The 23,775-nt window shown below is 67.5% G+C and carries 14 protein-coding genes and 4 tRNA genes; 4 read left to right on the top strand and 14 right to left on the bottom strand.

Going from position 1 to position 23,775, the window contains the following annotated elements:
• Positions 1 to 28: 28 nt before the first annotated feature.
• The 6 genes from HW274_RS06170 to HW274_RS06145 form a co-directional block, all read right to left on the bottom strand.
• Complete coding sequence (locus HW274_RS06170; protein ID WP_185989488.1) at positions 29 to 1,486, bottom strand: glycoside hydrolase family 1 protein; 1,458 nt, start codon at positions 1,484 to 1,486, stop codon at positions 29 to 31.
• A 119-nt stretch (positions 1,487 to 1,605) separates the two neighbouring features.
• A complete protein-coding gene (locus HW274_RS06165) occupies positions 1,606 to 1,818 on the bottom strand; it encodes a molybdopterin-binding protein (protein ID WP_003780741.1) in 213 nt (70 codons plus the stop codon).
• Between the two features lie 50 nt (positions 1,819 to 1,868).
• Positions 1,869 to 4,025 (bottom strand): excinuclease ABC subunit UvrC, encoded by a 2,157-nt coding sequence (uvrC, locus tag HW274_RS06160; RefSeq protein WP_185989487.1) that lies wholly within the window; start codon positions 4,023 to 4,025, stop codon positions 1,869 to 1,871.
• Between the two features lie 124 nt (positions 4,026 to 4,149).
• Positions 4,150 to 4,224: transfer RNA gene (locus HW274_RS06155), tRNA-Val, on the bottom strand.
• Between the two features lies 1 nt (position 4,225).
• A tRNA-Cys gene (locus HW274_RS06150) sits at positions 4,226 to 4,296 on the bottom strand.
• A gap of 36 nt (positions 4,297 to 4,332) precedes the next feature.
• Positions 4,333 to 4,405: transfer RNA gene (locus HW274_RS06145), tRNA-Gly, on the bottom strand.
• A gap of 150 nt (positions 4,406 to 4,555) precedes the next feature.
• On the opposite strand from HW274_RS06145, the gene HW274_RS06140 reads away from it, so the two are divergent.
• Positions 4,556 to 4,628 (top strand) — tRNA-Val (locus tag HW274_RS06140).
• Positions 4,629 to 4,782: 154 nt separating this feature from the next.
• Here the strand turns inward: HW274_RS06140 and HW274_RS06135 are convergent.
• On the bottom strand, positions 4,783 to 6,159 hold the full coding sequence (locus HW274_RS06135; RefSeq protein ID WP_185989486.1) for a UTP--glucose-1-phosphate uridylyltransferase: 1,377 nt from the start codon (positions 6,157 to 6,159) through the stop codon (positions 4,783 to 4,785).
• A gap of 206 nt (positions 6,160 to 6,365) precedes the next feature.
• On the opposite strand from HW274_RS06135, the gene HW274_RS06130 reads away from it, so the two are divergent.
• Positions 6,366 to 8,990, top strand: coding sequence for a DUF2339 domain-containing protein (locus HW274_RS06130; protein ID WP_185989485.1), 2,625 nt, complete (start codon positions 6,366 to 6,368; stop codon positions 8,988 to 8,990).
• Positions 8,991 to 9,047: 57 nt separating this feature from the next.
• Here the strand turns inward: HW274_RS06130 and uvrA are convergent, their stop codons facing one another.
• Positions 9,048 to 11,894, bottom strand: coding sequence for an excinuclease ABC subunit UvrA (gene uvrA / locus HW274_RS06125; RefSeq protein WP_185989484.1), 2,847 nt, complete (start codon positions 11,892 to 11,894; stop codon positions 9,048 to 9,050).
• A gap of 139 nt (positions 11,895 to 12,033) precedes the next feature.
• On the opposite strand from uvrA, the gene HW274_RS06120 reads away from it, so the two are divergent.
• On the top strand, positions 12,034 to 12,318 hold the full coding sequence (locus HW274_RS06120) for a YciI family protein (RefSeq protein WP_020991526.1): 285 nt from the start codon (positions 12,034 to 12,036) through the stop codon (positions 12,316 to 12,318).
• 120 nt (positions 12,319 to 12,438) lie between these two features.
• Positions 12,439 to 13,002, top strand: coding sequence for a class I SAM-dependent methyltransferase (locus HW274_RS06115; protein ID WP_081376202.1), 564 nt, complete (start codon positions 12,439 to 12,441; stop codon positions 13,000 to 13,002).
• Between the two features lie 8 nt (positions 13,003 to 13,010).
• Here HW274_RS06115 and HW274_RS06110 read toward each other — a convergent pair whose 3' ends face one another.
• The 6 genes from HW274_RS06110 to rpsA form a co-directional block, all read right to left on the bottom strand.
• Positions 13,011 to 15,500 (bottom strand): HAD-IC family P-type ATPase, encoded by a 2,490-nt coding sequence (locus HW274_RS06110; protein WP_075253802.1) that lies wholly within the window; start codon positions 15,498 to 15,500, stop codon positions 13,011 to 13,013.
• Between the two features lie 56 nt (positions 15,501 to 15,556).
• A complete protein-coding gene (locus HW274_RS06105) occupies positions 15,557 to 16,561 on the bottom strand; it encodes a TerC family protein (RefSeq protein WP_075253801.1) in 1,005 nt (334 codons plus the stop codon).
• A 239-nt stretch (positions 16,562 to 16,800) separates the two neighbouring features.
• Positions 16,801 to 18,897 carry an excinuclease ABC subunit UvrB gene (gene uvrB, locus HW274_RS06100; RefSeq protein ID WP_075253800.1) on the bottom strand — a complete coding sequence of 699 codons (2,097 nt, stop codon included), beginning with the start codon at positions 18,895 to 18,897 and terminating at the stop codon, positions 16,801 to 16,803.
• Positions 18,898 to 19,320: 423 nt separating this feature from the next.
• Entirely contained in the window at positions 19,321 to 19,971 is a 651-nt protein-coding gene (gene coaE / locus HW274_RS06095; RefSeq protein WP_256692439.1) for a dephospho-CoA kinase, read from the bottom strand.
• An 88-nt stretch (positions 19,972 to 20,059) separates the two neighbouring features.
• Positions 20,060 to 21,817, bottom strand: a complete 1,758-nt coding sequence (locus HW274_RS06090; protein WP_075253798.1) for a hypothetical protein — start codon at positions 21,815 to 21,817, stop codon at positions 20,060 to 20,062.
• A 201-nt stretch (positions 21,818 to 22,018) separates the two neighbouring features.
• Entirely contained in the window at positions 22,019 to 23,473 is a 1,455-nt protein-coding gene (gene rpsA / locus HW274_RS06085; RefSeq protein WP_004564961.1) for a 30S ribosomal protein S1, read from the bottom strand.
• Positions 23,474 to 23,775: the final 302 nt, after the last annotated feature.

The raw sequence follows: 23,775 nt of genomic DNA, 5'->3' as shown, positions 1-23,775 counted from the left end.
GCCCGGGCGGGCCGCACCGTCTCAGCGGTTACCCCTGTGCCGCATCCTGTGGCGAAGGAATGAGGCAGGCGCCGTTGGAGGCGATGACATCGCGGTACCAGCCGAAGGACTTCTTGCGGTAGCGGGCCAGGGTGCCGTTGCCGTCGTCGTCGCGGTCCACGTAGATGAAGCCGTAGCGCTTGGACATCTGGGCGGTGGAGGCCGAGACCAGGTCGATGCAGCCCCAGGAGGTGTAGCCCAGGACCTCGACGCCATCGGCGATGGCCTGGGCGACCTGGACCAGGTGGTCGTTCATGTAGGCGATGCGGTAGTCGTCCTCAACCGTGGGGCCGTCGGGGCCGTCAACGAGAACATCCCTGGCTCCCAGGCCGTTCTCGACAATGAACAGAGGCTTACCCCAGCGGTCCCAGTAGTCGTTGAGGATCGTGCGCAGGCCCGCCGGGTCGATCTGCCACCCCCAGTCGGAGGCCTCGAGGGTCGGGTTGGCTACCCCGCCCATAAGGTTGCCCCGGCCGGCCGGGGCCTCCTGGGTGGCGGTCTCGCACACGGACATGTAGTAGGACAAGGAGACGAAGTCGACGGTGTGCTCCCGCAGCAGCGCGCGGTCCGCCTCGGTGATCTCCAGCTCGATGCCCTTGTCCCGCAGGGTCCGCAGCAGGTAGCCGGGGTACTCGCCGCGCACGTGGAGGTCCCCGAAGGCGTAGTTGGCGCGCTCGGCCTGCTTGGCGGCCCAGACGTCTCGCGGGTCGGGGGCCAGCGGGTAGGTGGGCACGGCCAGGATCATGCAGCCGATCCGGATATCGGGGTTGATCTCGTGGGCGATCCTCGTGGAGGCCGCCGAGGCGACGAGCTCGTGGTGAATGGCCTGGTAGAGGTCCTGCTCGCTGAGCCTGTCCTTGGGGGTGGCGATGCCACCGGACAGGAAGGGCTCGTGGAAGACGGAGTTGATCTCATTGAAGGTGAGCCAGTACCTCACCCGCTCGCCGTAGCGCTCAAACAGGGTGCGGGCGTAGCGCTCGAAGAAGCCGATGAGGCGGCGGTCAGTCCAGCCGTCATAGGTACGGGCCAGATGGAGCGGGGTCTCGTAGTGGCTGATGGTGACCAGGGGCTCGATGCCGTGCTTCTCGAGCTCGTCGAGGACCCGGTCGTAGAAGGCCAGCCCCTCTTCGTTGGGCTCGGTCTCGTCACCGAGCGGGAAGATGCGGCTCCAGGCGATGGAGAAGCGGAAGACCTTGAATCCCATCTCCGCCAGCAGTGCGATGTCCTCGGCGTAGCGGTGGTAGAAGTCGATGGCCTCGAGCTTGAGATTGTCGGGGGTGGGGACCTGGGTGGGCGGGGTCAGGATGCCCCGGGGCATGACGTCCTGGACGGACAAGCCCTTGCCGTCCTCGTTGTAGGCGCCCTCGATCTGGTTGGCGGCGGTGGCTCCGCCCCACAGGAAGCCGCTGGGGAAGCGCAGGTCGGGGTCGGGCGATGGTGCGGTCATGGCTCTTCATCCTCCGTGTCTTCTGTCCGGTGTCAGCTTCAGAAGGTTCCGGGCCAGTGACCGCCACGATCAGATCGCGCTGACGGCGGCCGACCTGCGCCTCATGGCGGCGTCCGGCCTCAGTCCTGGAGGCCCACCATGACGGAGGAGGCCTTGACGACTGCGACCGCCTTCTTACCCTCTGCCAGCTCAAGCTCCTCGATGGCCGCGTTGGTGATGGAGGAGGTGATGATGACGCCGGGGGCGACCTCGATCTTGACGACGCCGTTGACGGCGCCCTTCTCGATGGAGACGACGGTGCCGGGCAGCTGGTTGCGGGCGGAGATCCTCATACGGGGTTTCCTTTCGAGTTGACGTCAGTCCAGCGCTTCGTGAAATCACACTACTGTTCAGTAGCTGGACTGTGGAGGTGAGCCAAGATAGTACCCGCCAAAGCCGGTCCGATGCCCTTGACACGAGTGATGTCGTCCAGATCGGCTTGCCGGATGCGTGTGACCGAGCCGAACTCCCGCAGGAGGGCCGCCTGACGAGCCGGTCCAAGGCCGGGGATGCCGTCCAGGACGGAGCGGGTCATGCCGGCCGAGCGCTTCTTGCGGTGGTGGGTGATGGCGAAGCGGTGGGACTCGTCGCGCAGGTGCTGGAGCAGGTAGAGGGCGGGCGACGTGCGCGGCAGGATGACGGGGAACTCCTCCCCCGGCACCCACACCTCCTCCAGACGCTTGGCCAGTCCGATGAGCGGCACGTCGATGCCGAGCTCGTCGAGCACGGTGCGTGCCGCATTGACCTGCGGCAGCCCGCCGTCGACGACGACCAGCCCGGGCGCGTACGAGAAGCGCCGGGCCTTGCCGGTCTCGGGATCGATAGGACCGGACGCGACGGCGATGCCCTCGACGTCCTCGATCTCCTGCGCCGCCCGGGCTGCGGCCTCCCCGCGTCCCTGCTCGGCGATGAGGCGTTTGAACCGGCGAGTGAGGACCTCATGCATGGCGGCGGTATCGTCAGCCGCGCCGCTGCCGTCCTGGCCGCGCACGGTGAAGCGTCGGTAGTCGGACTTCCGGGGCGCACCGTCCTCGAAGACGACCATGGAGCCGACCTGGTAGGTGCCCTGGGTGTGGGAGATGTCGTAGCACTCGACACGCAGGGGCGCCTCGGGCAGATCGAGGGCCTCGGCGAGCTCATCGAGGGCAAGGGCGCGCTGGGTGAGATCTCCCGCCCTTCGGGTCTTGTGCAGCCTCAGAGCCTCCTGCGCGTTCTTGCGCACCGTGTCCATGAGGGCGGCCTTGTCGCCGCGCTGCGGGACGCGCAGGTCGACCTTTGCCCCGCGCAGGCCGGACAACCAGGTGCGCACGGTGGCGACGTTGCTGGGCAGCTCGGGAACCAGGATCTCCTTGGGCACCGCCGTGGTGGCCGTGTGGGCGACGTCGTCGACGCTCGTGGCCGCCGACTCGCCCTTGCGCCGGGAGGCATCACCGTTGGAACCGTTGGGGCCGCTGCGGGGCTGGGGGCTGGAGGGGGCACGGTCCCCCACCCCGACGGAGGTGGTGGTGCCCGAGGAGGTGGGGGCGCCGCCGTGGTGGACGGCGCCGGCGTCGGCCGGATCAATGAGGGAGGCGTAGACCTGTTCGAGGAGGCGCTCGATGAGCTCGGCGTCCCCGGCGTCGTCGATGAGGTCCACGACCCAGCCGCGCTGCCCTCGCACCCGGCCGCCGCGGACGTGGAAGACCTGGACGGCGGCCTCGAGCTCGTCGCGGACCAGGGCGAAGACGTCGGCGTCGGTCGCGTCGGGAAGGACGACGGCGTTGCCCTCGATGACCTTGCGCAGCGCGGCGGCGTCATCACGCAGGCGGGCGGCCTTTTCGAAGTCGAGGGAGGCGGCAGCCGCCTTCATCTCAGCCTCGACCTGGCGCAGGTAGGGGCCGGTGCGACCGGCCATGAAGGCGCAGAAGTCCTCGGCCAGCGCCCGATGGTCCTGCGGGCTGATGCGGCCCACACAGGGGGCCGAGCACTTGTCGATGTACCCCAACAGGCAGGGACGCCCCGAAGCCTGGGCGCGGCGGAAGACGCCGGCTGAGCAGGAACGCACTGGGAAGACCCGCAGCAGCTGCTCGACGGTCTCGCGGATGGACCAGGCCTGGACGAAGGGGCCGAAGTAGCGGGTTCCCGGTTTGCGGGCCCCGCGGACTACCTGCACGCGGGGGTAGGTCTCCCCCATCGTCACCGCCAGGTAGGGGTAGGACTTGTCGTCCTTGTACATGACGTTGAAACGGGGGTTGAACTCCTTGATCCAGGAGTACTCCAGGGCCAGGGACTCCACCTCGGTGGACACCACCGTCCACTCCACCGCGCATGCGGTGGTGACCATCTTCTGGGTGCGCGGGTGCAGGGCGGCGAGGTCCTGGAAGTAGTTGGACAGGCGCTGGCGCAGGTTCTTGGCCTTACCGACGTAGATGACCCGTCCCTGCCCGTCCAGGAACCGGTAGACCCCTGGGGACGTGGGGATCTCGCCCGGGGCAGGACGGTACGTCGAGGGGTCGGCCATGCCCGCAAGCGTAGACGCCCATCATCGTCGTCCACGACCCGTGGCCCAGCAGCCGGCCGCCAGAGCCCCGAGCCCGGGAACGACGACGGACCCGAGCCGGTTGGGCTCGGGTCCGTCGTCATGGTGGTGGGCGATACTGGGATCGAACCAGTGACCTCTTCCGTGTCAGGGAAGCGCGCTCCCGCTGCGCCAATCGCCCGAGGTGGGTACCGGATTCGAACCGGTGTAAACGGCTTTGCAGGCCGGTGCCTAACCTCTCGGCCAACCCACCATGAGATGCTGGGGCTGGGCGCTCCCGGCTCCTCGGAGCGGATGACGGGACTCGAACCCGCGACCCTCACCTTGGCAAGGTGATGCTCTACCAACTGAGCCACATCCGCATGAATCCTCACGGTCCGTCCGAACCGCTCGGTGCTGGAAAACCATAGCACCACGATCGCAGTGGCAGGCAAATGGCATCGCGGTGATTCACCTCACCGGGCAGCCGTTTGCTCCGGAGGCACCGGGCTGGCTATGGTTAGCGCCGCACCGGGCGATTGGCTCAGGGGTTAGAGCGCCTCGTTCACACCGAGGAGGTCACTGGTTCGATTCCAGTATCGCCCACCGGATAGTAGTTTCCTCACGGTTGCCCTCCTCTGCGAGGGCAAGCGTTTTTTCGTTCCCGCTCCGCGCGGTGGCGCCGGACCTCATGACTGAGTGTCCGGCGCCACCTCGCAGCGACCGGCCGCGACGAGCAGGGCCGCGACCATCGGTTCGTTCAGATCCGGACGCCGTCGGCGATCCGTCCGGGCGAGCCGTCCGCCTCCACATGCGCCTCACCGGTGGCGACGACGTCGGCACCGAAGGTCCAGGCGCCGTCCACCGTCAGCGACTGCGCGTCCTTGATGGAGGGGACGCCGTCTGGGAACCGAGCCTCGAAGTCCTGGATCTTCTTGTAGAAGCGCGGGTCGAGACTCACGGTGCAGGCCTGGTCCGGGACCATCTGCAGCAGTCCGTCGTCGTCGACCTCATAGACGTCCGAGCGCACCAGCAGCAGATCGTTAGTGGTCTTGACCGGCAGGAAGCGGGAGCGCGGCACCTCGATGGCGGTGGCACCCTCGAAGGCCTCGACGGCAGCACCCATGGCCGTCTCGAGCTGGATGACCGGCGTCGAGGAGGAGTCGGCAGGGTCCACCGTCTTGCTGTTCCTGATGAGCGGAAGCCCGAGGATCCCGCCCCGATCGGCCAGGGTGTCGCGCAGCACCTCGAGGTCGAACCAGAGGTTGTTCGTGTGGAAGAACGGGTGGCGGAACTGGTCGGTGAAATAGTGCATCTGGTCCTCAGGGGTCTGCGCCGTGTCGCGCAGGATGATGCGCCCGTCGCTCTTGCGCACCGCCAGGTGGCCGCCCTTGACATCGGCCGGCGTGCGCCGGCACATCTCCGGGGCGTAAGGGGCTCCGGAGGCGGCGAACCAGCCGGCAATCCTGGCCGAGGGCGCCGCACCGAGGTTGTCGGAGTTGGCAGTCATGGCGTACCGGTAGCCCTTGTCCAGCAGGGCGTCCAGCAGCCCGGAGGCGAGCAGGGCTGTGTAGATGTCGCCGTGGCCCGGCGGGCACCACTCGAGCTCGGGGTCGGCCTCCCACTCCACGGGAGTCAGATCGTCGGCGCGCAACTTGGGCTCGCGGTTCTGCAGGAAGTCCAGGGGCAGGCCGTCGACCTGGATCTCGGGGTGCCCGGCCAGTACCTCAAGGGAATCCTCCCGGGTGCGGAAGGAGTTCATGAGGATCAGCGGCAGGCTCACTCCGTAACGACGACGTGCCGCCAGGACCTGATCGACCAGCAGGTCCAGGAAGGTCTTGCCATCACGAACCGGCAGGAGCGACTTGGCGCGATCCAGACCCATCGAGGTGCCCAGTCCCCCGTTGAGCCGAATGAGGACCGTCTTGCTCAGCGCCTCGCGAGCCTGCTCCTCGCTGACCTCGACGTCAGCCAGAGAGTCGATCTGCGTGAGGGGCTCGATGGTCTCCTCGGGGATGAGTCCGGTGGCCCCCGCCTCCAGGGACTGGTAGTAGTGGGTGAAAACCGTGATGGCCTGCTCTGCGACACCGGCGTTGCGCATCTTGTGCTGGGCTGAAGTGAGTCCGTTCTCGCTCATGACACAAGCCTATCCCAGCCTGACCGTTCTTGTGGAACTTTGTTCGACTCTGTTCGTTCTTGAAGGATCGGTTCTCTCCGTCCTCTCGAGTTATCCACAGGGCACTTGTACCCCCTTCACGACATCGACGACTCCCCTTACTCTCAGATGAATCGGTTGAGTGACACGTGCTCACCGCCGAGCACCGAGTGACGAGGAGAACCGTCATGTCCATGCCACCAACTGTCGGCCCTAATGTCGCCCTGGTCCTGCAGCGGCTGGACCTCATCGAGAGGAAGATCGACTGGCTCGCCGAACGCGTCACCTGGCTGACATACTCTTCCGCCACCTCGACGCAGGAGAGCAGCGACTCCCCTTCCACGGCTAGGAGCGACAGCCCCTCCCATCCGGAGACGACTCCACCCTCGATCGCCCCGCAGACGAGGTCTGTCTCGGAGCACTCCTGGCAGCGTCTCAACGAGTCCCCCGTTCAGACCCCGGTCAACGGCCCTCTCCCGGAGGACAGGAACGCCCACTCTGCGAAGGCCCCGTCCGCAGACGCTCCCCGAGCCACTCAGACTGAGGTACCGCAGGACCAACGCTTCCAGCCTCCCGCCCCCGTGGAGCCCGCACGATCCTTCGCAGCCCAGGCGAGCCCGACTCCGATGCAGTACGCCCCCGTAGCGGGCAACGCCCCTCATATGCAGGCGACCAATCAGGTGGGTCCGGCCGGCGCCGGTCAGGCACTCGGCGCTGAGGCCCAGGCGGTCCCGGGCTGGGCCCAGCGGGCGATGCGGGAGGGCAACCTCGGACGCTATCTGCTTTCCGGGGCCGCAGCAGTGCTCGTCCTGTCAGCCGGGGTCAGTCTGCTGGCTCTCGTCTGGGACTACATTCCCAACCCCGTCAAGATCCTGGGACTGGCACTCATCGCGGTCACGATGACGGCCTCCGGAGCTCGATTGGGGCTCCGTCATCCCCATCACCGTGTGGCCGCAGCGACGATCACGGGAACTGGCGGGGGGCTAGGTTTCGTCGCCGTCGTGGGAGCCGTCCTTCTCGGCGGGATGCTCCGCCCAGAGCCCGCGCTGATCCTCATGGCCTGCTGGGGCCTCGTGCTTCTGGCCGTGTCGCACATGACACGGGTGCTGTTCACCGCGGTCGTCTCCACTCTCGGCGCTCTGGTGACCATCGGGTTCGCAGTCAGTCACGTGTCACGCCAGCCACAGGCCGCGCTCGTCACATGGTTGATGATCGGCATTCACGTCACGGTGCTGGCGCTGACCTGTACCGCCCTGTCGCGCAACACAGGACGGATGAGGTCGGCCGCCTGGTATCCGGTGACATCGATGGTGGCGACGGCGACAGCCCTCATCGCCGCACCGATCCAGCCGATGCTGCGCGTCTCCACCGTCGGCGGCACCAGCATCAGTCTCATCCTGTGCGTGCTGCTGGTGTCTCAGACGATGCACGCGAGCACACGACTGTGGAGCATCGGTATCAAGACCTCGGGCTGGGACTGGGGCTTGACTGCGGCAGTGCTCATGGTGGGGTTCATCAACCTGCTGATGGGGCAGATGACTCTGCACCTGGCGCACGCCGTCGTCGTCATCACCTATCTCCTCGAGCTTCTCCTGCTGGCCGCGGCGGCGCTCGCGACGCTCCCGGGCTACTGCCCCACTGGTTGGCGCCGTGCCATGGCGATCGGGCACGAGGCCGCGTTCTTCCCCCTCGCGCTGGCCGCAATGGCGGTTGTAGGCGATCCTCGGGTCCATCTCTTCGTCGTCGTAGCTGCGATGCTGTGCCTCCTTCCGGCCATCCTGAACGCACGAGTGGAGCCGGCCCCGATCCTGGCTCTGCTCGGAACGGCACCAATCCTGGTGCCTCCGGGAACTGTCTACTCCCGCAGCGACTCCTGGTCGCTCATCATCTCCGTGGTGATCTCTGCGCTCATGGTGTGCGTGGCCGAAGGAATCGGTGACCGAGTCGCCCGCAGCTCTGCGGTCCCGGCTCCGTATGCCGTGCCTTCACGCGTTCAGCCACGGGTGCAGGCCCTGCGGGTGGCTCTGGCGGCAGTCGCCTTTAACATGACCGTCCTCGTTCCATTCCTGGGATCCGGTCTTGTGGAGAACAACCGGGGCGCCTGGGAGGCGCTGCGCATGGTTCCGGGCCTGGTGGCTATCGCGCTCATCGCGCTGGGGGCAGTCTCACCCGGAGCCACGCCTCTGCGAGTGCTCAGTGGCCAGTGCCGCGGAGCCCGTTACCGGGTGGGGCCCCACGGCGAGACCCTGCCCGACCCGACAGGGAGGCAGACGGGAGCACCAGCACCGTCCTGGATCGTCTCGGTGACGGTGGCCGCGCTGGCATTGGTGACGTTGTCGTGGGCTGATGCTGCGTCCTCGACGGCCTGGATGCTGCTATTGGTCGCCGTCGCCCTGGGGCTGGGAGCCAGCGCCACGTGGCTTCTGCTTCCCTGGCAGCGGCGGGCGGAGGTGTGCCTGAGCCTTGCGATCGGAAACTCGTTGCTCATGTGGATCTCCGTGATGGTGGCCACCGAGGTCGGTCCGGGCTCCGTCCTCATGTCGGTGCTGGTCCTGCTGACGGGCGGTGCCTGCATCGTCTTCGGCTTCAGGGCACGCCTGACGATCCTGCGCCACTACGGACTGACCCTGGTGCTCCTGTCCGTGCTCAAGCTCGCTGTTGTGGACGTGGCCTCGCAGAACTCGATCATTCGAGTCATCTCCCTGGCGGCCGCGGGCGTCGTCTGCTTCGTCCTCTCCCTGCTCTACAACCGCTTCGCGCAGGAGCAGCGTCGCGAGAGCAACCAGGCCCCCATGGGGCCCGGAAGTATCTGAGGGCGTCGGCCCGACATCGAGCCGTCGGGCTGAGCCGGACCGGAGCGGGCGAGGGCGTCAGCCGCGGGCGGCCTCCAGCACTGGAACCAGGAACTGACCGGTGTAGGAGGACTCCGTGGCCGCGACCTTCTCCGGGGTCCCGGCCACGACGACGGTTCCCCCGCCCTTGCCGCCCTCGGGTCCCATGTCGATGACCCAGTCGGCGTTGGCGATGACGTCGAGGTTGTGCTCGATGACGACCACGGAGTTGCCCTTGTCGACCAGTCCCTGAAGCACCCCGAGCAGCTTGCGGATGTCCTCGAAGTGCAACCCGGTGGTCGGTTCATCCAGGACGTAGATGGTCCGGCCGGTGGAGCGACGCTGCAGCTCGGTGGCGAGCTTGACGCGCTGGGCCTCACCGCCGGAGAGCGTGGTGGCCGACTGCCCCAGGCGCACGTACCCCAGCCCCACCTCGACCAGGGTGTTGAGATGGCGGGAGATGACGGAGGAGGCGGAGAAGAACTCGGCCGCTTGATGGATGGTCATGTCCAGGACATCGGCAACCGTCTTGTCCTTGTAACGGATCTCCAGGGTCTCCCGGTTGTAGCGGGCGCCGTGGCAGACCTCGCAGGGGACGTAGACGTCAGGCAGGAAGTTCATCTCGATCTTGAGCGTGCCGTCGCCCTTGCAGGACTCGCAGCGCCCGCCCTTGACGTTGAAGGAGAAGCGCCCGGGCCCATATCCCCTCACCTTCGACTCGGGCACGGCCGCGAAGATCTTGCGGATGTGGTCCCACACACCGGTGTAGGTGGCGGGATTGGACCGGGGCGTGCGCCCGATCGGTGACTGGTCGACGTGGACCACCTTGTCCAGGTGCTCCACACCTCGCACCGTCTTGTGCCTGCCGGGCACGCCACGGGCGCGGTTGAGCCGGTTGGCGAGCACCTGGTAGAGGATGGAGTTGACCAGGGAGGACTTCCCCGAGCCGGATACCCCCGTGACGGCGGTGAGTACACCGAGCGGGAAGGAGACGGTGACGTCCTTGAGGTTGTTCTCCCGGGCCCCGACGACGGTGACCTCACGGCCCTTGTCCCGCTTGCGCCGAGTGGCGGGGATCTCGATCTGACGCCGCCTGGCCAGGTAGTCGCCGGTGATGGAGCCCTCAGTCCCGGCCAGGCCCGCAACGTCGCCGGAGTAGACGACCTCACCGCCCAGCTCGCCGGCTCCGGGCCCGACATCGACGATCCAGTCGGCTGAGCGGATGGTGTCCTCGTCATGCTCGACGACGATGAGCGTGTTGCCCAGGTCCCGCAGTCGCTGGAGGGTCTCGATGAGTCGGGTGTTGTCGCGCTGGTGCAGGCCGATACTGGGCTCGTCCAGGACGTAGAGGACGCCCACCAGGCCTGAGCCGATCTGGGTGGCCAAACGGATGCGCTGGGCCTCGCCCCCGGAGAGCGTGGCCGCGCCGCGAGCCAGGCTGAGGTAGTCCAGGCCCACGTCCACGAGGAAGCCGAGGCGTGCGTTGATCTCGGTCAGGACGCTGCCGGCGATCTGAGCGGCCTGGCCGGTGAGGTTGAGATCGGCCAGGAAGTCTCGGGCCTCGTTGATCGGCAGCTCGCACAGCTGAGCGATGGACAGCTCGCCCACGCGCACGGCCAGCACCTCGGGCTTGAGCCGGGCTCCGTCGCAGACGGGACAGGGGATCTCACGCATGTAGGCCTGATAGCGCTCCCGGGACCAGTCGGACTCGGTCTCGTCGTGCTTGCGCATGACGTAGTCGAGCACCCCTTCGAAGCCGCTGGCATAGATGCGTTCACGTCCCCAACGGTTGCGGTAGGTGACCTTGACCTCGTAGTCCTTACCGCGCAGGATCGCCTCCCGAGCCCGCGCAGGCAGGGCGCGCCAGGGGGTGTCGACGTCGAAGGAGAGCTCCTTGCCCAGGGCCTCGAGCTGGCGGGTGAAGTACTTCTGGTGGCTCGACCAGGGGGCGACGGCCCCCTCGGCCAGGGTGAGCTCCTCGTCGGGGACGACGAGCTCGGGGTCCACTTCGAGCCGGGTGCCGATTCCGGTGCAGGCGGGGCAGGCGCCGTAGGGGGCGTTGAAGGAGAAGGTGCGCGGCTCCATCTCGTCCAGGGCCAGGGGGTGCTCGTTGGGGCAGGCGCGCTTCTCGGAGTAGCGCCGCTCCCGGTCGGGGTCGTCCTCGGGCAGGTCGACCTGCTCGATGATGACCAGCCCCTCCGCCAGCCCCAGCGCCGTCTCCACCGAGTCGGTGAGGCGCTGGCGAATGCCCTCGCGGACGACGAGCCGGTCGACGATGACCTCGATGTCGTGCTTGAGGCGCTTGTTGAGGGTCGGGGGGTTGTCGAGGCGCTCGGCGGCGCCGTCGACGCGCACCCGGTTGAAGCCGCGTCCGCGCAGCTCACCGAAGAGCTCGGAGTACTCGCCCTTGCGGCCGCGTACCACGGGGGCGAGGACCTGGAAGCGAGTGCCCTCGGGCAGGGAGCGGACCTGGTCGACGATCTGCTGCGGGGTCTGGGAGGAGATGACGGCGTCACAGACCGGGCAGTGCTGGATGCCGGCGCGTGCGTAGAGCAGACGCAGGTAGTCGTAGATCTCCGTCACGGTGCCCACCGTGGACCGGGGATTGCGTGAGGTGGACTTCTGGTCGATGGACACCGCCGGGCTCAGGCCCTCGATGAGCTCGACGTCAGGCTTGTCCATCTGCCCGAGGAACTGACGAGCGTAGGAGGACAGGGACTCCACGTAGCGGCGCTGCCCCTCGGCGAAGATCGTGTCGAAGGCCAAGGAGGACTTGCCCGAGCCCGACAGCCCGGTGAAGACGATCATCGTGTCGCGCGGCAGGTCCAGGTCGACGCCCTTGAGATTGTGCTCGCGGGCCCCACGGATGATGAGAGAGTCGTTCACGGGATTCGAGTCTAAGGGGTGAGCGCACTTCCCGTGCGTCGCACATGTGTTCGACGCGTCTCATGGTCGGGACACCGGAAGAATGACCGCGCTCCCGAGTTCTCACCACGGTCGGGGGCGGCGCCCCTATGCTGAGGCCATGAGCAAGATCTACGCCGTCGAGTACCGCTACGTCACTGACAAGGACGAGGAGATGGCCGCTGTCCGTCCCTCGCACCGCGCTTTCAACGGCCGCCTGGCCGATGAGGGCCGGCTGCTGGCCGCCGGCCCCTACGTGGGCACCCATGACGCCCTCATCGTCGTGCGGGCCGAGGACGAGGCCGGTGCGCTGGCCCTGCTCGAGGACGACCCCTTCCAGCAGGCCGGCTACATCGCTGAGCGCATCCCGCGCGAGTGGAACCCCGTCATCGGGGTCCTGGCCTGAGCTACTTCCCCACCGTCTCATGTGCTGACGGCTCTTGCTCCCGCACCACCCGGCCGGGAGCATGGGACCATGATTTCTTCCGCGCCCACCGAGTCCCAGTTCTCCCGCCCTTCCTCGCTCATGGGCCGCCTCCTGCTGCGCAGCATGAACATCGGGCACAGCCGCCTGCATCAGTGGGGTCTGAAGGCAGCGGGTATCCAGCTGACTGACAGGGTGCTCGACGTCGGCTGCGGAGGTGGCAAGGCCATCTCCCGGATCCTGGAGGAGACGCGCCGTGAGGTGGCCGGCGTTGACCACTCCCCTGAGGCGGTCAAGACCGCACGGAGCGTCAACCGCGCCGCCGTCTCCTCCGGACGCCTGCGAATCGTGGAGAGCTCAGTGGAGAGCCTCCCCTTCCGTGATGGGTTCTTCGACGTGGTGACGGCTTTCGAAACCACTTATTTCTGGCTGGAACTGCAGGCCGGTCTTACTGAGATCCACCGGGTTCTCAACCGCGGTGGCAAGCTCGTGATCGCAAACGAGTTCGCTGATCGGGCGTCAGCGGGGGCCTGGGCGGATCGCCTGAACATGCACGTCCCTGACAGCGAAGCCCTAGCCGGCGCAGCCTACGAGGCCGGTTTCCTGATGGTGGATGTCAGCGTCCATCCCCACAACGGCTGGCTGCGCCTCATCGCTGCGAAGTAGAGGCGCACTCATCCCCGACCGCGCACGATCCGGCGCCGCACCAGGTGGACCAGCTCGATGCCGCCGACGGCCAGGCCCGCCATGAGTGCGATGACCCACCACACCCCGGGGGTGGGCCAGGCCAGCAGGAAGAAGGCGCGCACCGGTGGGGCGACAACGCCGAGGACCGCGATCGTCCCCATGAGGGCGACTAGTCCCAGCCGCCAGCTCGTCAATGGTCTGGCAGTGAGCGTGAGCAGCCACAGTCCGCAGGTGATGAGGACCAGGGTCGTCGCCGTGGTCACCTGGGCGCGCGGGGCGTGGGTGAGCGTCAACCAGAGGTAGGTGGACAGCGTGACGGTGCCCGCCATGAGTCCGGCCGGCACGCACAGGCTGAGCACCCGTCCGAGGAAGCCCTCCCGGTAGCGCTGGTTGCTGGGGGCCAGGGCCAGGACGAAGGCGGGGATCCCGATCGTCAGGGACGAGACGACCGTGAACTGGCGGGGCAGGAACGGGTAGGCGACCGCCATGGCCGACACGACGACGGCGATGAGCGAGGCGTAGATGGTCTTGGCCAGGAACAGGGAGGCGATGCGCTCGGTGTTGGCCATGACACGCCGCCCTTGAGCCACGACCCCGGGAAGGGCCGAGAACTCTCCCTTGAGCAGCACCAGGCGCGCCACCGCCTTGGTGGCCGGCGCTCCGTTGCCCATGGCGATGCCGAGGTCGGCGTCCTTGAGCGCCAGGGCGTCGTTGACGCCGTCCCCGGTCATCGCGACGACGTGCCCCCGGGACTTCAGCGCCCGCACCAGTGCCCGTTTCTGCTCGGGAGTGACCCGGCCCAGGACACTGGCACCCTCAACCGCGTCGGCCAGGCGCTCCAGGTCCTCCTCCGTCTCCTGCCCGCTGCCCGCTCCGGCAGGCAGGGTACGTGCGTCCAGAACGACGAGCTCGCCGCCGTCGGGCGCGGTGACTCCGGCCTGGCGGGCGACCGCGGCCACGGTCTCGGGGCTGTCCCCGGAGATGACCTTGGCGTCGACGCCCTGCCGGCGGAAGTAGGCCAGGGTCTCCGCGGCGTCGGGGCGAATCTCCTCGGTGAGGATCACGATCCCTGCGGCCTCAAGGTCGTCGGGAAGCCGCGGCTCCTCCTCCCCCGGGGCCAGCCTCCAGGGCGAGCGCGAGCGGGCCAGGGCCACGACGCGCATCCCCCGCGCGGCGATCTGACGGGTACGATCCAGCACTGACGCGCTGTGCCCAACCAGAACGATCTCGGGGGCGCCGAGCACCCAGGTGGTGCCGGAGCGATCGCGAACCGCGGACCACTTGCGGCGCGAGGAGAAGGGCACTGACTCCACACCGTCCCTGCTGCCGGCACCGGCCGACGACAGCGCCTCTTGAAGTCCTTGTGCACCGAGCCACTCGGAATCAGCGAGCCCCTCCCTGATGGCGTCGGCGGTGGCGTTGGCCTCCCCCACCGTACTGAGAAGCGCGAGCGCCGAGAGCACCTCGGGGGGAGCCTCGCCGCCGTCGGGCCCCTGGATCTCACCGAGACGGATACGGCCGGTGGTGATGGTGCCGGTCTTGTCCAGGCACAGGGTGTCGACCCGGGCCAGGACCTCGACGGCGGGCAGCTCCTGAACCAGGACGTTGCGCCTGGCCAGGGCCAGGGAGGCGGTGGCGAAGTTGACAGAGGTCAAGAGCACCAGGCCCTGGGGCACCATGCTGACCACGCCGGCGATGCCGGCGACGGCCGCGTGGCGCCAGGCACCGCTGCTCCAGGCCTCGGCGACGCTTCCGCTCAGCCGCAGCTGGGACCACACCAGCACCAGGGCCACGGGCACGATGACCCAGCTGATCCAGTGCAGCACTCGGTTGGTTCCGGCCTGCAGCTCACTGACGACGAGCGAGTACCTGCGGGCCTCGCGGGCCAGCCGGTGGGCGTAGGCGTCCCCGCCGACCGCGGTGGTGCGGAACAGTCCGGTCCCGGCCGTCACCGTGGTCCCGGACATGACCTTCGCTCCGCTCACGGGACGCACGGGCCGGGACTCGCCCGTGAGGATCGACTCATCGATCTCCAGGCCGTCGCTGGTCAGAACCTCCCCGTCTGCCGGCACCTGCTGGCCGGCTGCGAGCCGTACGACGTCGTCGAGAACGACCTGGCCGACGGCCACCTCGGTCTCAGCCCCGTCCCTGACGACGACGGCGCGGGGGGTCTCCAGCACGGACAGACGGTCCAGGGCACGCTTGGCGCGGATCTCCGCCAGGGTTCCGGTGGCGGTGTTGAGCACAAGGACGAAACCGAACAGCGCATCTGCCCAGTGCCCCAGTGCCAGGACGAGGACCAGTGCGGCGCCGAGGATGCCGTTGAAGATCGTGAAGACGTTGGCTCGCAGAATCTGCGCGGCGCTGCGGGAGGTCCGCTCGCGGTACTCGTTGGTCTGTCCGGCGCTGACGCGCTCGGCGACCTGGGCGGCGCTGAGCCCGTTGACCGAGGACTCAAAGGGATGCGTGGTGCTCACACGTCACACAGTAGTGAATCAGTCGGAGGGCGCCCCTCCTCCTGGCGGCCGAGAGCTCAGGATGCCGCCTCAACGCGCCGGGCATCTGCCCGCGACTTGAGGACCGAGGCGATGACCGTGACCAGGACGGTGGTGATGATGACGCTCAGGGACACTCCGATCGATGCCTCGGGGATGGCGTGCCACTCCCGGCCCCCGTTGATGAAGGGGACCTCGTTGGTGTGCAGGGCGTGAACGATGAGCTTGAAGCCGATGAAGCCGAGGATGACCGCCAGGCCGTAGTGGAGGTAGACGAGTCGGTCGAGCAGCCCGTCAATGAGGAAGTAGAGCTGGCGCAGGCCCAGCAGGGAGAAGGCGTTGGCGGAGAAGACCAGGAAGGGCTCGCTGGTCAGGGAGTAGATCGCGGGGATGGAGTCGACGGCGAACATGACATCGGCGGTGCCGATGGCGATGATGCACAGCATCATGGGGGTGATCATGGTGCGCCCGGCGTGGCGATGAATGACCTTGCCGCCCACGAAGCCGTCGGTCATCGGGATGACGCGGGCGATGAGCTTGACGAAGCCGCTGGGCCTGTACTCCTCGTCATCGTCGTCGGGCTCCTGGACGCCCTCCCGGGCCTGGGAGAAGGCCGTCCACAGGAGCCAGGCCCCGAAGAAGTAGAACACCCAGGAGAAGTTCTCGATGAGTGCGGCACCGGCGAGGATGAAGATGAGCCGGAGAATAAGGGCGATGACGATGCCGGCGAGCAGCACCTCCTGCTGGTACTTCCGGGGCACCTTGAAGGAGGACATCATGATGACGAAGACGAAGAGGTTGTCGATGCTCAGCGCCTTCTCGGTGATGTAGCCGGCCAGGTACTCCTGGGCGAAGCCTCCGCCCCACACGAACCAGACGATGCCGCCGAAGGCCAGGGCCATGCCGATATAGGCCACCGACCAGACGGCGGCCTCCTTCATGGTGGGCTCGTGGGGGGTGCGCACGTGACCGACGATGTCGATCACGATGAGGGTCAGGATGATGGCCGCCAGGCCGATCCACCCCAGGATGTGGACGTCCACGTGTTCTCCTCCGGTACGGAACTAGTACCGGAGGTCTCCTCCCGCCACGTGGACAGGCGCTCAAGGCGCGCTTCACTCTGGCCGCGACGCCGGGAACGCAGGACTGATGTGGTGCCCGCACCGCCGTGATGACGACGTCGCCGTTGGTTGGGAGTACTCCCCTCCGTGTATAACGCCTGAGAGTCTAACGGGACGCTTCCTCTCGACGTAGCCACGTCGAGTCACTCATGACTGTGAGATCAGTCGGCGGCCCGCATGGCGCGCAGCTCCTTCTTGAGGTCCTGGATCTCGTCGCGCAGCCGGGCGGCGAGCTCGAAGTGGAGGTCCTCGGCGGCGGCGTGCATCTGCTGGGTGAGCTCGTTGATGAGCTCGGCGAGGTCGCCCTGCGCCGCCCCGGCGAGCTTCTCGCGCACGGTGGCCTCGGCGGCGTGCTTGCGTCGGGCCCGCACCGAGGAGTCCTCATGGCCCCGGTAGCCGCCGGCCAGGAGGTCGGCGGTATCGACGTCCTCGCGGGCGAGCATGTCGGTGACGTCGGCGATCTTCTTGCGCAGCGGTTGCGGGTCGATGCCGTGCTCGGCGTTGTAGGCCAGCTGCTTGGTGCGGCGGCGCTCAGTCTCCTCGATGGCCTCAGCCATGGCCGGGGTGATGGTGTCGGCGTACATGTGGACCTCGCCGGAGACGTTACGGGCGGCACGTCCGATGGTCTGCACCAGGGAGCGGGTCGAGCGCAGGAAGCCCTCCTTGTCCGCGTCCAGGATGGACACGAGCGAGACCTCCGGCAGGTCCAGGCCCTCACGCAGCAGGTTGATGCCCACCAGGACGTCGAAGCGCCCCAGCCGCAGCTCGCGCAGGAGCTCGACGCGTCGCAGCGTGTCGACGTCGGAGTGGAGGTACTCCACGCGCACGCCCCTCTCGGCGAGGTAGGTGGTCAGGTCCTCGGCCATGCGCTTGGTCAGGGTGGTCACCAGGATCCGCTCCTGGCGCTCGACGCGGGCGCGCACCTGCTCGAGCAGGTCGTCGATCTGTCCCTGCGTGGGCTTGACGACGACCTTGGGGTCCACCAGTCCCGTGGGCCGGATGATCTGCTCGACGACGCCGTCGGAACGCTGGGTCTCGTAGTCACCCGGGGTGGCCGACAGGTAGACGGTCTGACCGACGCGGTCCTCGAACTCAGCGAAGGTCAGAGGGCGGTTGTCCAGTGCGGAGGGCAGACGGAACCCGTGCTCGACCAGGGTGCGCTTACGGGAGGCATCCCCCTCGTGCATGGCGCCGATCTGAGGGACGGTCACGTGGGACTCATCGATGACGAGGAGGAAGTCCTCGGGGAAGTAGTCCAGGAGAGTGTTGGGCGGGGTGCCGGTCTCGCGCCCGTCGATGTGCAGCGAGTAGTTCTCGATCCCGGAGCACATGCCGATCTGCTGAAGCATCTCCAGGTCGTAGGTGGTGCGCATGCGCAGGCGCTGGGCCTCCAGGAGACGGCCGTCGTGCTCGAGCTGGGCCAGGCGCTCGGCGAGCTCGGCCTCAATGCCCTCGATGGCCTTCTGCATGCGTTCGGGGCCGGCCACGTAGTGGGAGGCGGGGAAGACGAAGACCTGCTCGACGGTGTCGATGACGTCCCCGGTCACGGGGTGCAGCGTGGCCAGGGCCTCGATCTCGTCTCCGAAGAACTCAATGCGGATGGCGAGCTCCTCGTACATCGGGATGATCTCCACCGTGTCGCCGCGCACGCGGAAGGTGCCCCGGGTGAAGTCGATGTCGTTGCGGGTGTACTGCATCTGCACGAAGCGCCGCAGAAGATCGTCCCGGTCGATCTGCTGGCCCACCTCCAGCGGCGTCATCCGGTCCACGTACTCCTGGGGGGTGCCCAGGCCGTAGATGCAGGAGACCGAGGAGACCACGACGACGTCCCGGCGGGTGAGCAGGGAGTTGGTGGCGCTGTGGCGCAGGCGCTCGACCTCGTCATTGATGGAGGAGTCCTTCTCGATGAAGGTGTCCGTCTGCGGGACGTAGGCCTCGGGCTGGTAGTAGTCGTAGTAGGAGACGAAGTACTCCACCGCGTTGTTCGGCAGCAGCTCACGGAACTCGGCGGCCATCTGGGCGGCCAGGGTCTTGTTCGGCTCCAGGATGAGGGTGGGGCGCTGGACCCGCTCGACGAGCCAGGCGGTCGTCGCGGACTTGCCGGTTCCCGTGGCGCCGAGCAGGACGATGTCCTTCTCCCCCGCCCGCAGACGCTCGGTCAGCTCGGCGATCGCCGTGGGCTGGTCCCCGCTGGGCGAGTAAGGACTGATGACCTCAAAGGGCTTGGCTGCGCGCTGGAGCTCGGTAACGGGACGCATACCTTCAGGCTACGCGGTCCGACCGACACCATGGACACCTCTGACCGCGCGGTCGCCTCGTTCATCATCCTGCGATCCCGCTGTCACCACACAGATACGTCTTTGTATCCGGGAAGGAACCTTTCAATCGAGTTCACCTATTACGGTGGTTCTCGCAGGACGCCGGGTCGTCCCATTCCACGTTTATGTGGATGCTCATGGGGCCCGCCCCTGCGCCCTGTCTTCATCCCCTGACTCCAAGGATCCTTCATGGCTTTCATCGTCGCCGTCTCCGCCACCATCGTCGGAGCCCTCGGCCCTGCCCGCACCACCTCTCGACGCAACAGCTGCTCGGGCTGAACCTGCCTTCCGGCTCTACCTCTCGGTTCCGCCCCAATGTAGGAGTGGGCGCGGTGTCCGCCGATGTGAAGGTCTCCCCTGCCCTCAGGCGGTGGCTCCCGGCTCCAGGATCCGGGCGCTCCAGAGCCTGTCGACCTCGGCGCTCAGGTCCTCCAGCGCCCCGGAGTTGGACACGACGACGTCCGCAACGGCTCGGCGTTCCTCGTCGGTGGCCTGAACAGCAATCCGGGCCAGCGCCTCGTCACGGGTCATCCCCCGCGCAGCGAGCCGCTCCAGACGCACCTCGAGCTCGGCCTCGATGACGATGACGAGATCGAACAGGTCCTGCATCTGTCCCTCGACGAGGAGAGGAACGTCGTAGACCGCCACCCGCCCGGCCGGAACCGTATCCATCCGAGCCCACGCCTCTGCTGCGATCAGGGGCAGGAGGAGCTCCTCCAGGCGGGCACGGCGTAGGTCGTCGGAGAAGACCAGGCGCCCCAGGGCACCGCGGTCCAGGGAGCCGTCCGGAGCCAGGATCCCTTCCCCGAACTCGGCCACCACTGCCGCAAGACCGTCACTGCCCGGGCTGACGACGTCGCGAGCGACCTCGTCGGCGCTGGTCACGGCCGCGCCGCGCTCTTCGAGCAGGCAGGCAACCGTCGACTTGCCTGAGCCGATGCCACCGGTGAGCCCCACGCGCAGGGCTCGGTCCTTCGGACGACGAGTGGAACGGGGTGCAGGTGTGTGGCGCATGCCCCCATCATGCCGTGACCTGCCCGGGCCGGGCCAGCGTGCGGTGATACAGGCGAGACCGGTGGCTACCGGGCGCGGCATCGCCCTGTCAGCGCCTGGTCACTCGCCCCCCTGCGGCCGCCTGGCCGTCAGTCGTGATCGTCGTGGTCGAACCGGGTCGTCTTCGTCCTCCCCGGCCCCGCCCGTAGGGCGCGACGCGCTCCTCGACCCGGGCCAGCGACTCCACCGCGCCCTGCGGGGGGCTCACGCACCGGGAGGCCTGCTCCGAGGCCCGGGAGATGATCTCGCGGATGATCGGTGCGCGAGAGTGGTCCTCCTCCACCCCGTCAACCAGGATCTCCGCCAGAGCTGAGAGGACCTGCACGGCGACCAGAGGGTCACCGACGGCGTCGACGAGTATGCCGCAGCGCTCTCCGGGCCGGTTCATCGGCCAGGACTCCATCGCGTCACGGCACTGGCGCCATGCCCGGCCGCTGGAAGCGCGGTCCCCGCGAGCCTGAGCGGCGTGCGAGGCCAGAGCCAGGGCGGCGCAGGCTGACTCCGTCCACCCCTGGCTCAGACTCAGCTCCGCGGTGTCGAGATGCTCCTTCTCCGCGCGCTCATTGGCGCCAAGTGCCGCCAGCAGCCGGCCGAAGGCCAGGCGGAGGTCGACGACCAGCTCCAAGGCCGAGTCATCCACCACCTCCGACAGTGAGGCGCTGACCGTCTCCGCGGTCGACATGGCGCGCTGTCGCACTGACTCCATGCCATAACCGCGAGACAGCGTAAGCAGCTCACGGACCTCCTTGAGAAGCGCTCCCTGGTTACGCAACCGGGCACGATCTGCCGGTATGGCGCTCGTCACCGTCCCGTAGGACCGGCTGGCCAGACCTGCGGCCTCAGCAGCCATCCGCATCTCGACCCGGTACGACACGCCGTTGTTGCCGTTACGGACGTCGAAGCGGTGAGCGACGCCGCGCACGAAGCCGGTCATGACGTCATAGGCGTGGCCGACGGTGTCCCACGCCGTGAGCTCCAGGTTCCCCCACGGCGTTGTCCAGCTCAGCGAGGCGCCCAGGGCGTGCTTTCCGTAGTCCGCCCGGTTGGCCGCCCTCATGACGAGGGCCAGTCCGACGGCGGTGTTCATCAGCTGCCAGGCCGAGGCCTCAGAGACGGCCTTCATGGGGCTGTGACGGATGAGTGCGATGGCCCGTTGCCACTGGGAGGACAGTCCCAGGTACTCGAGCCTGTCCGCCAGGCTCTGGAGTGACACGGCATCCGGAAGGTGGAGCAGGCTCAAGGAGGCGAAGGCGTCCTCGGCCTCGACGATGCTTTGGTGGGCCAGGTAGGGAACCAGCACCGCGCCCAGCCCCCGCGCGCTCTCCACGGGGTCGGCCTCGGCGCGCGTGGGTGTGGCCGTGGTTGTGCTGATGACGCCGGAGTAGTCATCGTGCATACGGGCGGTGGCCAGTACGGCTCCGGTATCGGTCTTGCCGAAGGAGAAGAGTCTGGCCTCACGGAGCTGCTCGAGGGCCTCGTCCCTGAGGCCGAGGACGGCGGAGAGCTCCACCTGGGCGTAGCGCAGCGGGAGCGTCGAACGGCCGTGAGCCGCCCGAATCCCCTGGCAGAAGGCGATCGCCTGCTCAAGGCTCTTCCTGCTCGTGTCCGGGGCCTGGCCCAGCTGAACCAGCCACGCCCGGTCGACGGTGCAGACCGCCTCCACCACCTGGTCGGGCGCGCTCCCCGCATCCGCCCTCTCGACGTCGTCGGCGGCGACTGCCTTCCACAGGGCCGCTGCAGCGACGCGGCTGGGGCAGACGGGGTCGACATCCTCCAGAGCACGGGCAATGTCGCCCCAATAGCTCATATCGTCTCCAACGGTCGTCACGTTCTGGTTCCGGCTTCTAGGAAGCAGGGAGCACGGGCCCCGGCCACAGCCTCGCACAGGCACGTCACCTGAGCGATGGGGAGAAGGCACCGAACGGCTGAGGGTCTCTGCCTGCGAAACAGGCAGAGACCCTCAGATGATGTCAGAGATCAGTCCTGACCACTGAAAAGGTGCGGATGCTCAGTTACCGGTGAGCTTCTCGCGCAGAGCGGCCAGGGCCTCATCGGAGGCCAGGGTGCCGGAGGCCTCCGACGGCGCCGAGGAGTACGAGGTGCCGCCCGCGGGGGCTGCCGGAGCACCGGACTCCTGCTCCTCCTCCAGGGCCTTGGCGACCTGGGCCTTGTGGGCCTCCCAGCGGGCGTGAGCAGCCGCGTACTCGGCCTCCCAAGCCTCGCGCTGAGCGTCGTAGCCCTCGAGCCACTCGTTGGTCTCCGGGTCGAAGCCCTCGGGGTACTTGTAGTTGCCCTGCTCGTCGTACTCGGCCGCCATGCCGTAGAGGCTGGGGTCGAAGTCCTCGGAGGCGGGGTCGACACCCTCGTTGGCCTGCTTCAGCGACAGGGAGATGCGACGGCGCTCCAGGTCGATGTCGATGACCTTGACGAAGACCTCGTCGCCGACCTTGGCCACCTGCTCGGGGACCTCGACGTGACGCTGCGCCAGCTCGGAGATGTGGACCAGGCCCTCGATGCCGTCCTCGACACGCACGAAGGCGCCGAAGGGGACGAGCTTGGTGACCTTACCGGGAACGACCTGGCCGATGGCGTGGGTCCGGGCGAAGGCCTGCCACGGGTCCTCCTGGGTCGCCTTGAGCGACAGGGAGACGCGCTCGCGGTCGAAGTCGACGTCCAGGACCTCGACCGTGACCTCGTTACCGACCTCGACGACCTCGGAGGGGTGGTCGATGTGCTTCCAGGACAGCTCGGAGACGTGGACCAGACCGTCGACGCCACCCAGGTCCACGAAGGCACCGAAGTTGACGATGGAGGACACGACACCGGAGCGGACCTGCCCCTTCTGCAGGGTCTGCAGGAAGTTGGTGCGGACCTCGGACTGGGTCTGCTCGAGCCAGGCGCGACGGGAGAGGACCACGTTGTTGCGGTTCTTGTCCAGCTCAATGATCTTCGCCTCGAGCTCGCGGCCCACGTAGGGCTGGAGGTCGCGAACGCGACGCATCTCCACCAGGGAGGCGGGCAGGAAGCCGCGCAGGCCGATGTCCAGGATGAGACCGCCCTTGACGACCTCGATGACGGAGCCGGTGACGACGCCGTCCTCCTCCTTGATGCGCTCGATGGTGCCCCAGGCGCGCTCGTACTGCGCGCGCTTCTTGCTCAGGAGCAGACGCCCTTCCTTGTCCTCCTTCTGCAGGACGAGGGCTTCGATCTCGTCGCCGACGGAGACGATCTCGTCAGGGTCGACGTCGTGCTTGATGGACAGCTCGCGAGCGAGGATGACGCCTTCGGTCTTGTAGCCGATGTCGAGGAGGACCTCATCACGGTCGACCTTGACGACAGTGCCCTCGACGATATCGCCGTCATCGAAGTACTTGATGGTCTCGTCAACGGCGGCGAGGATCTCCTCGGTCGAACCGATGTCGTTGACGGCGACCGGGGCGGGGCTGGGCGTAGTGGTTGTCATTGAGTGGATGCTCCGAATGCGGATAGTTGGATCGGGTTGATAGGGACCGCGTGCTCCCCAGCGACGCGAATCGGCCCGGACCAATTCATCGACCTGGTTGGATCAGTCTCATAGGAGACGCCCAGGAGCGCACGAGTGAACCTTAGCAGTACGTGACGAATCCGTAACTAGACGATGCTCAACCATTATCCCGCACATGCGTGCAATCGCTCACGTCATCTGATGACTTGATGTCAAAAGGATGACATGACGATCTCATTCATATATCACCGGCTTCTTCAGGCAATGAGCTCGGGACGTGG

This window comes from Actinomyces sp. oral taxon 169 (assembly GCF_013394715.1).
Lineage (GTDB): Bacteria > Actinomycetota > Actinomycetes > Actinomycetales > Actinomycetaceae > Actinomyces.
This window is presented reverse-complemented; position numbering and strand designations above follow the sequence as displayed.

Coding starts and splice junctions, on each gene's coding strand:
- uvrC (WP_185989487.1), bottom strand. CDS start 4,025: ATGGCCGACCCCTCGACGTACCGTCCTGCCCCGGGCGAGATCCCCACG.
- HW274_RS06135 (WP_185989486.1), bottom strand. CDS start 6,159: ATGAGCGAGAACGGACTCACTTCAGCCCAGCACAAGATGCGCAACGCC.
- HW274_RS06115 (WP_081376202.1), top strand. CDS start 12,439: ATGGGCCGCCTCCTGCTGCGCAGCATGAACATCGGGCACAGCCGCCTG.
- HW274_RS06165 (WP_003780741.1), bottom strand. CDS start 1,818: ATGAGGATCTCCGCCCGCAACCAGCTGCCCGGCACCGTCGTCTCCATC.
- HW274_RS06120 (WP_020991526.1), top strand. CDS start 12,034: ATGAGCAAGATCTACGCCGTCGAGTACCGCTACGTCACTGACAAGGAC.
- uvrB (WP_075253800.1), bottom strand. CDS start 18,897: ATGCGTCCCGTTACCGAGCTCCAGCGCGCAGCCAAGCCCTTTGAGGTC.
- HW274_RS06130 (WP_185989485.1), top strand. CDS start 6,366: ATGTCCATGCCACCAACTGTCGGCCCTAATGTCGCCCTGGTCCTGCAG.
- coaE (WP_256692439.1), bottom strand. CDS start 19,971: ATGCGCCACACACCTGCACCCCGTTCCACTCGTCGTCCGAAGGACCGA.
- HW274_RS06170 (WP_185989488.1), bottom strand. CDS start 1,486: ATGACCGCACCATCGCCCGACCCCGACCTGCGCTTCCCCAGCGGCTTC.
- rpsA (WP_004564961.1), bottom strand. CDS start 23,473: ATGACAACCACTACGCCCAGCCCCGCCCCGGTCGCCGTCAACGACATC.
- HW274_RS06090 (WP_075253798.1), bottom strand. CDS start 21,817: ATGAGCTATTGGGGCGACATTGCCCGTGCTCTGGAGGATGTCGACCCC.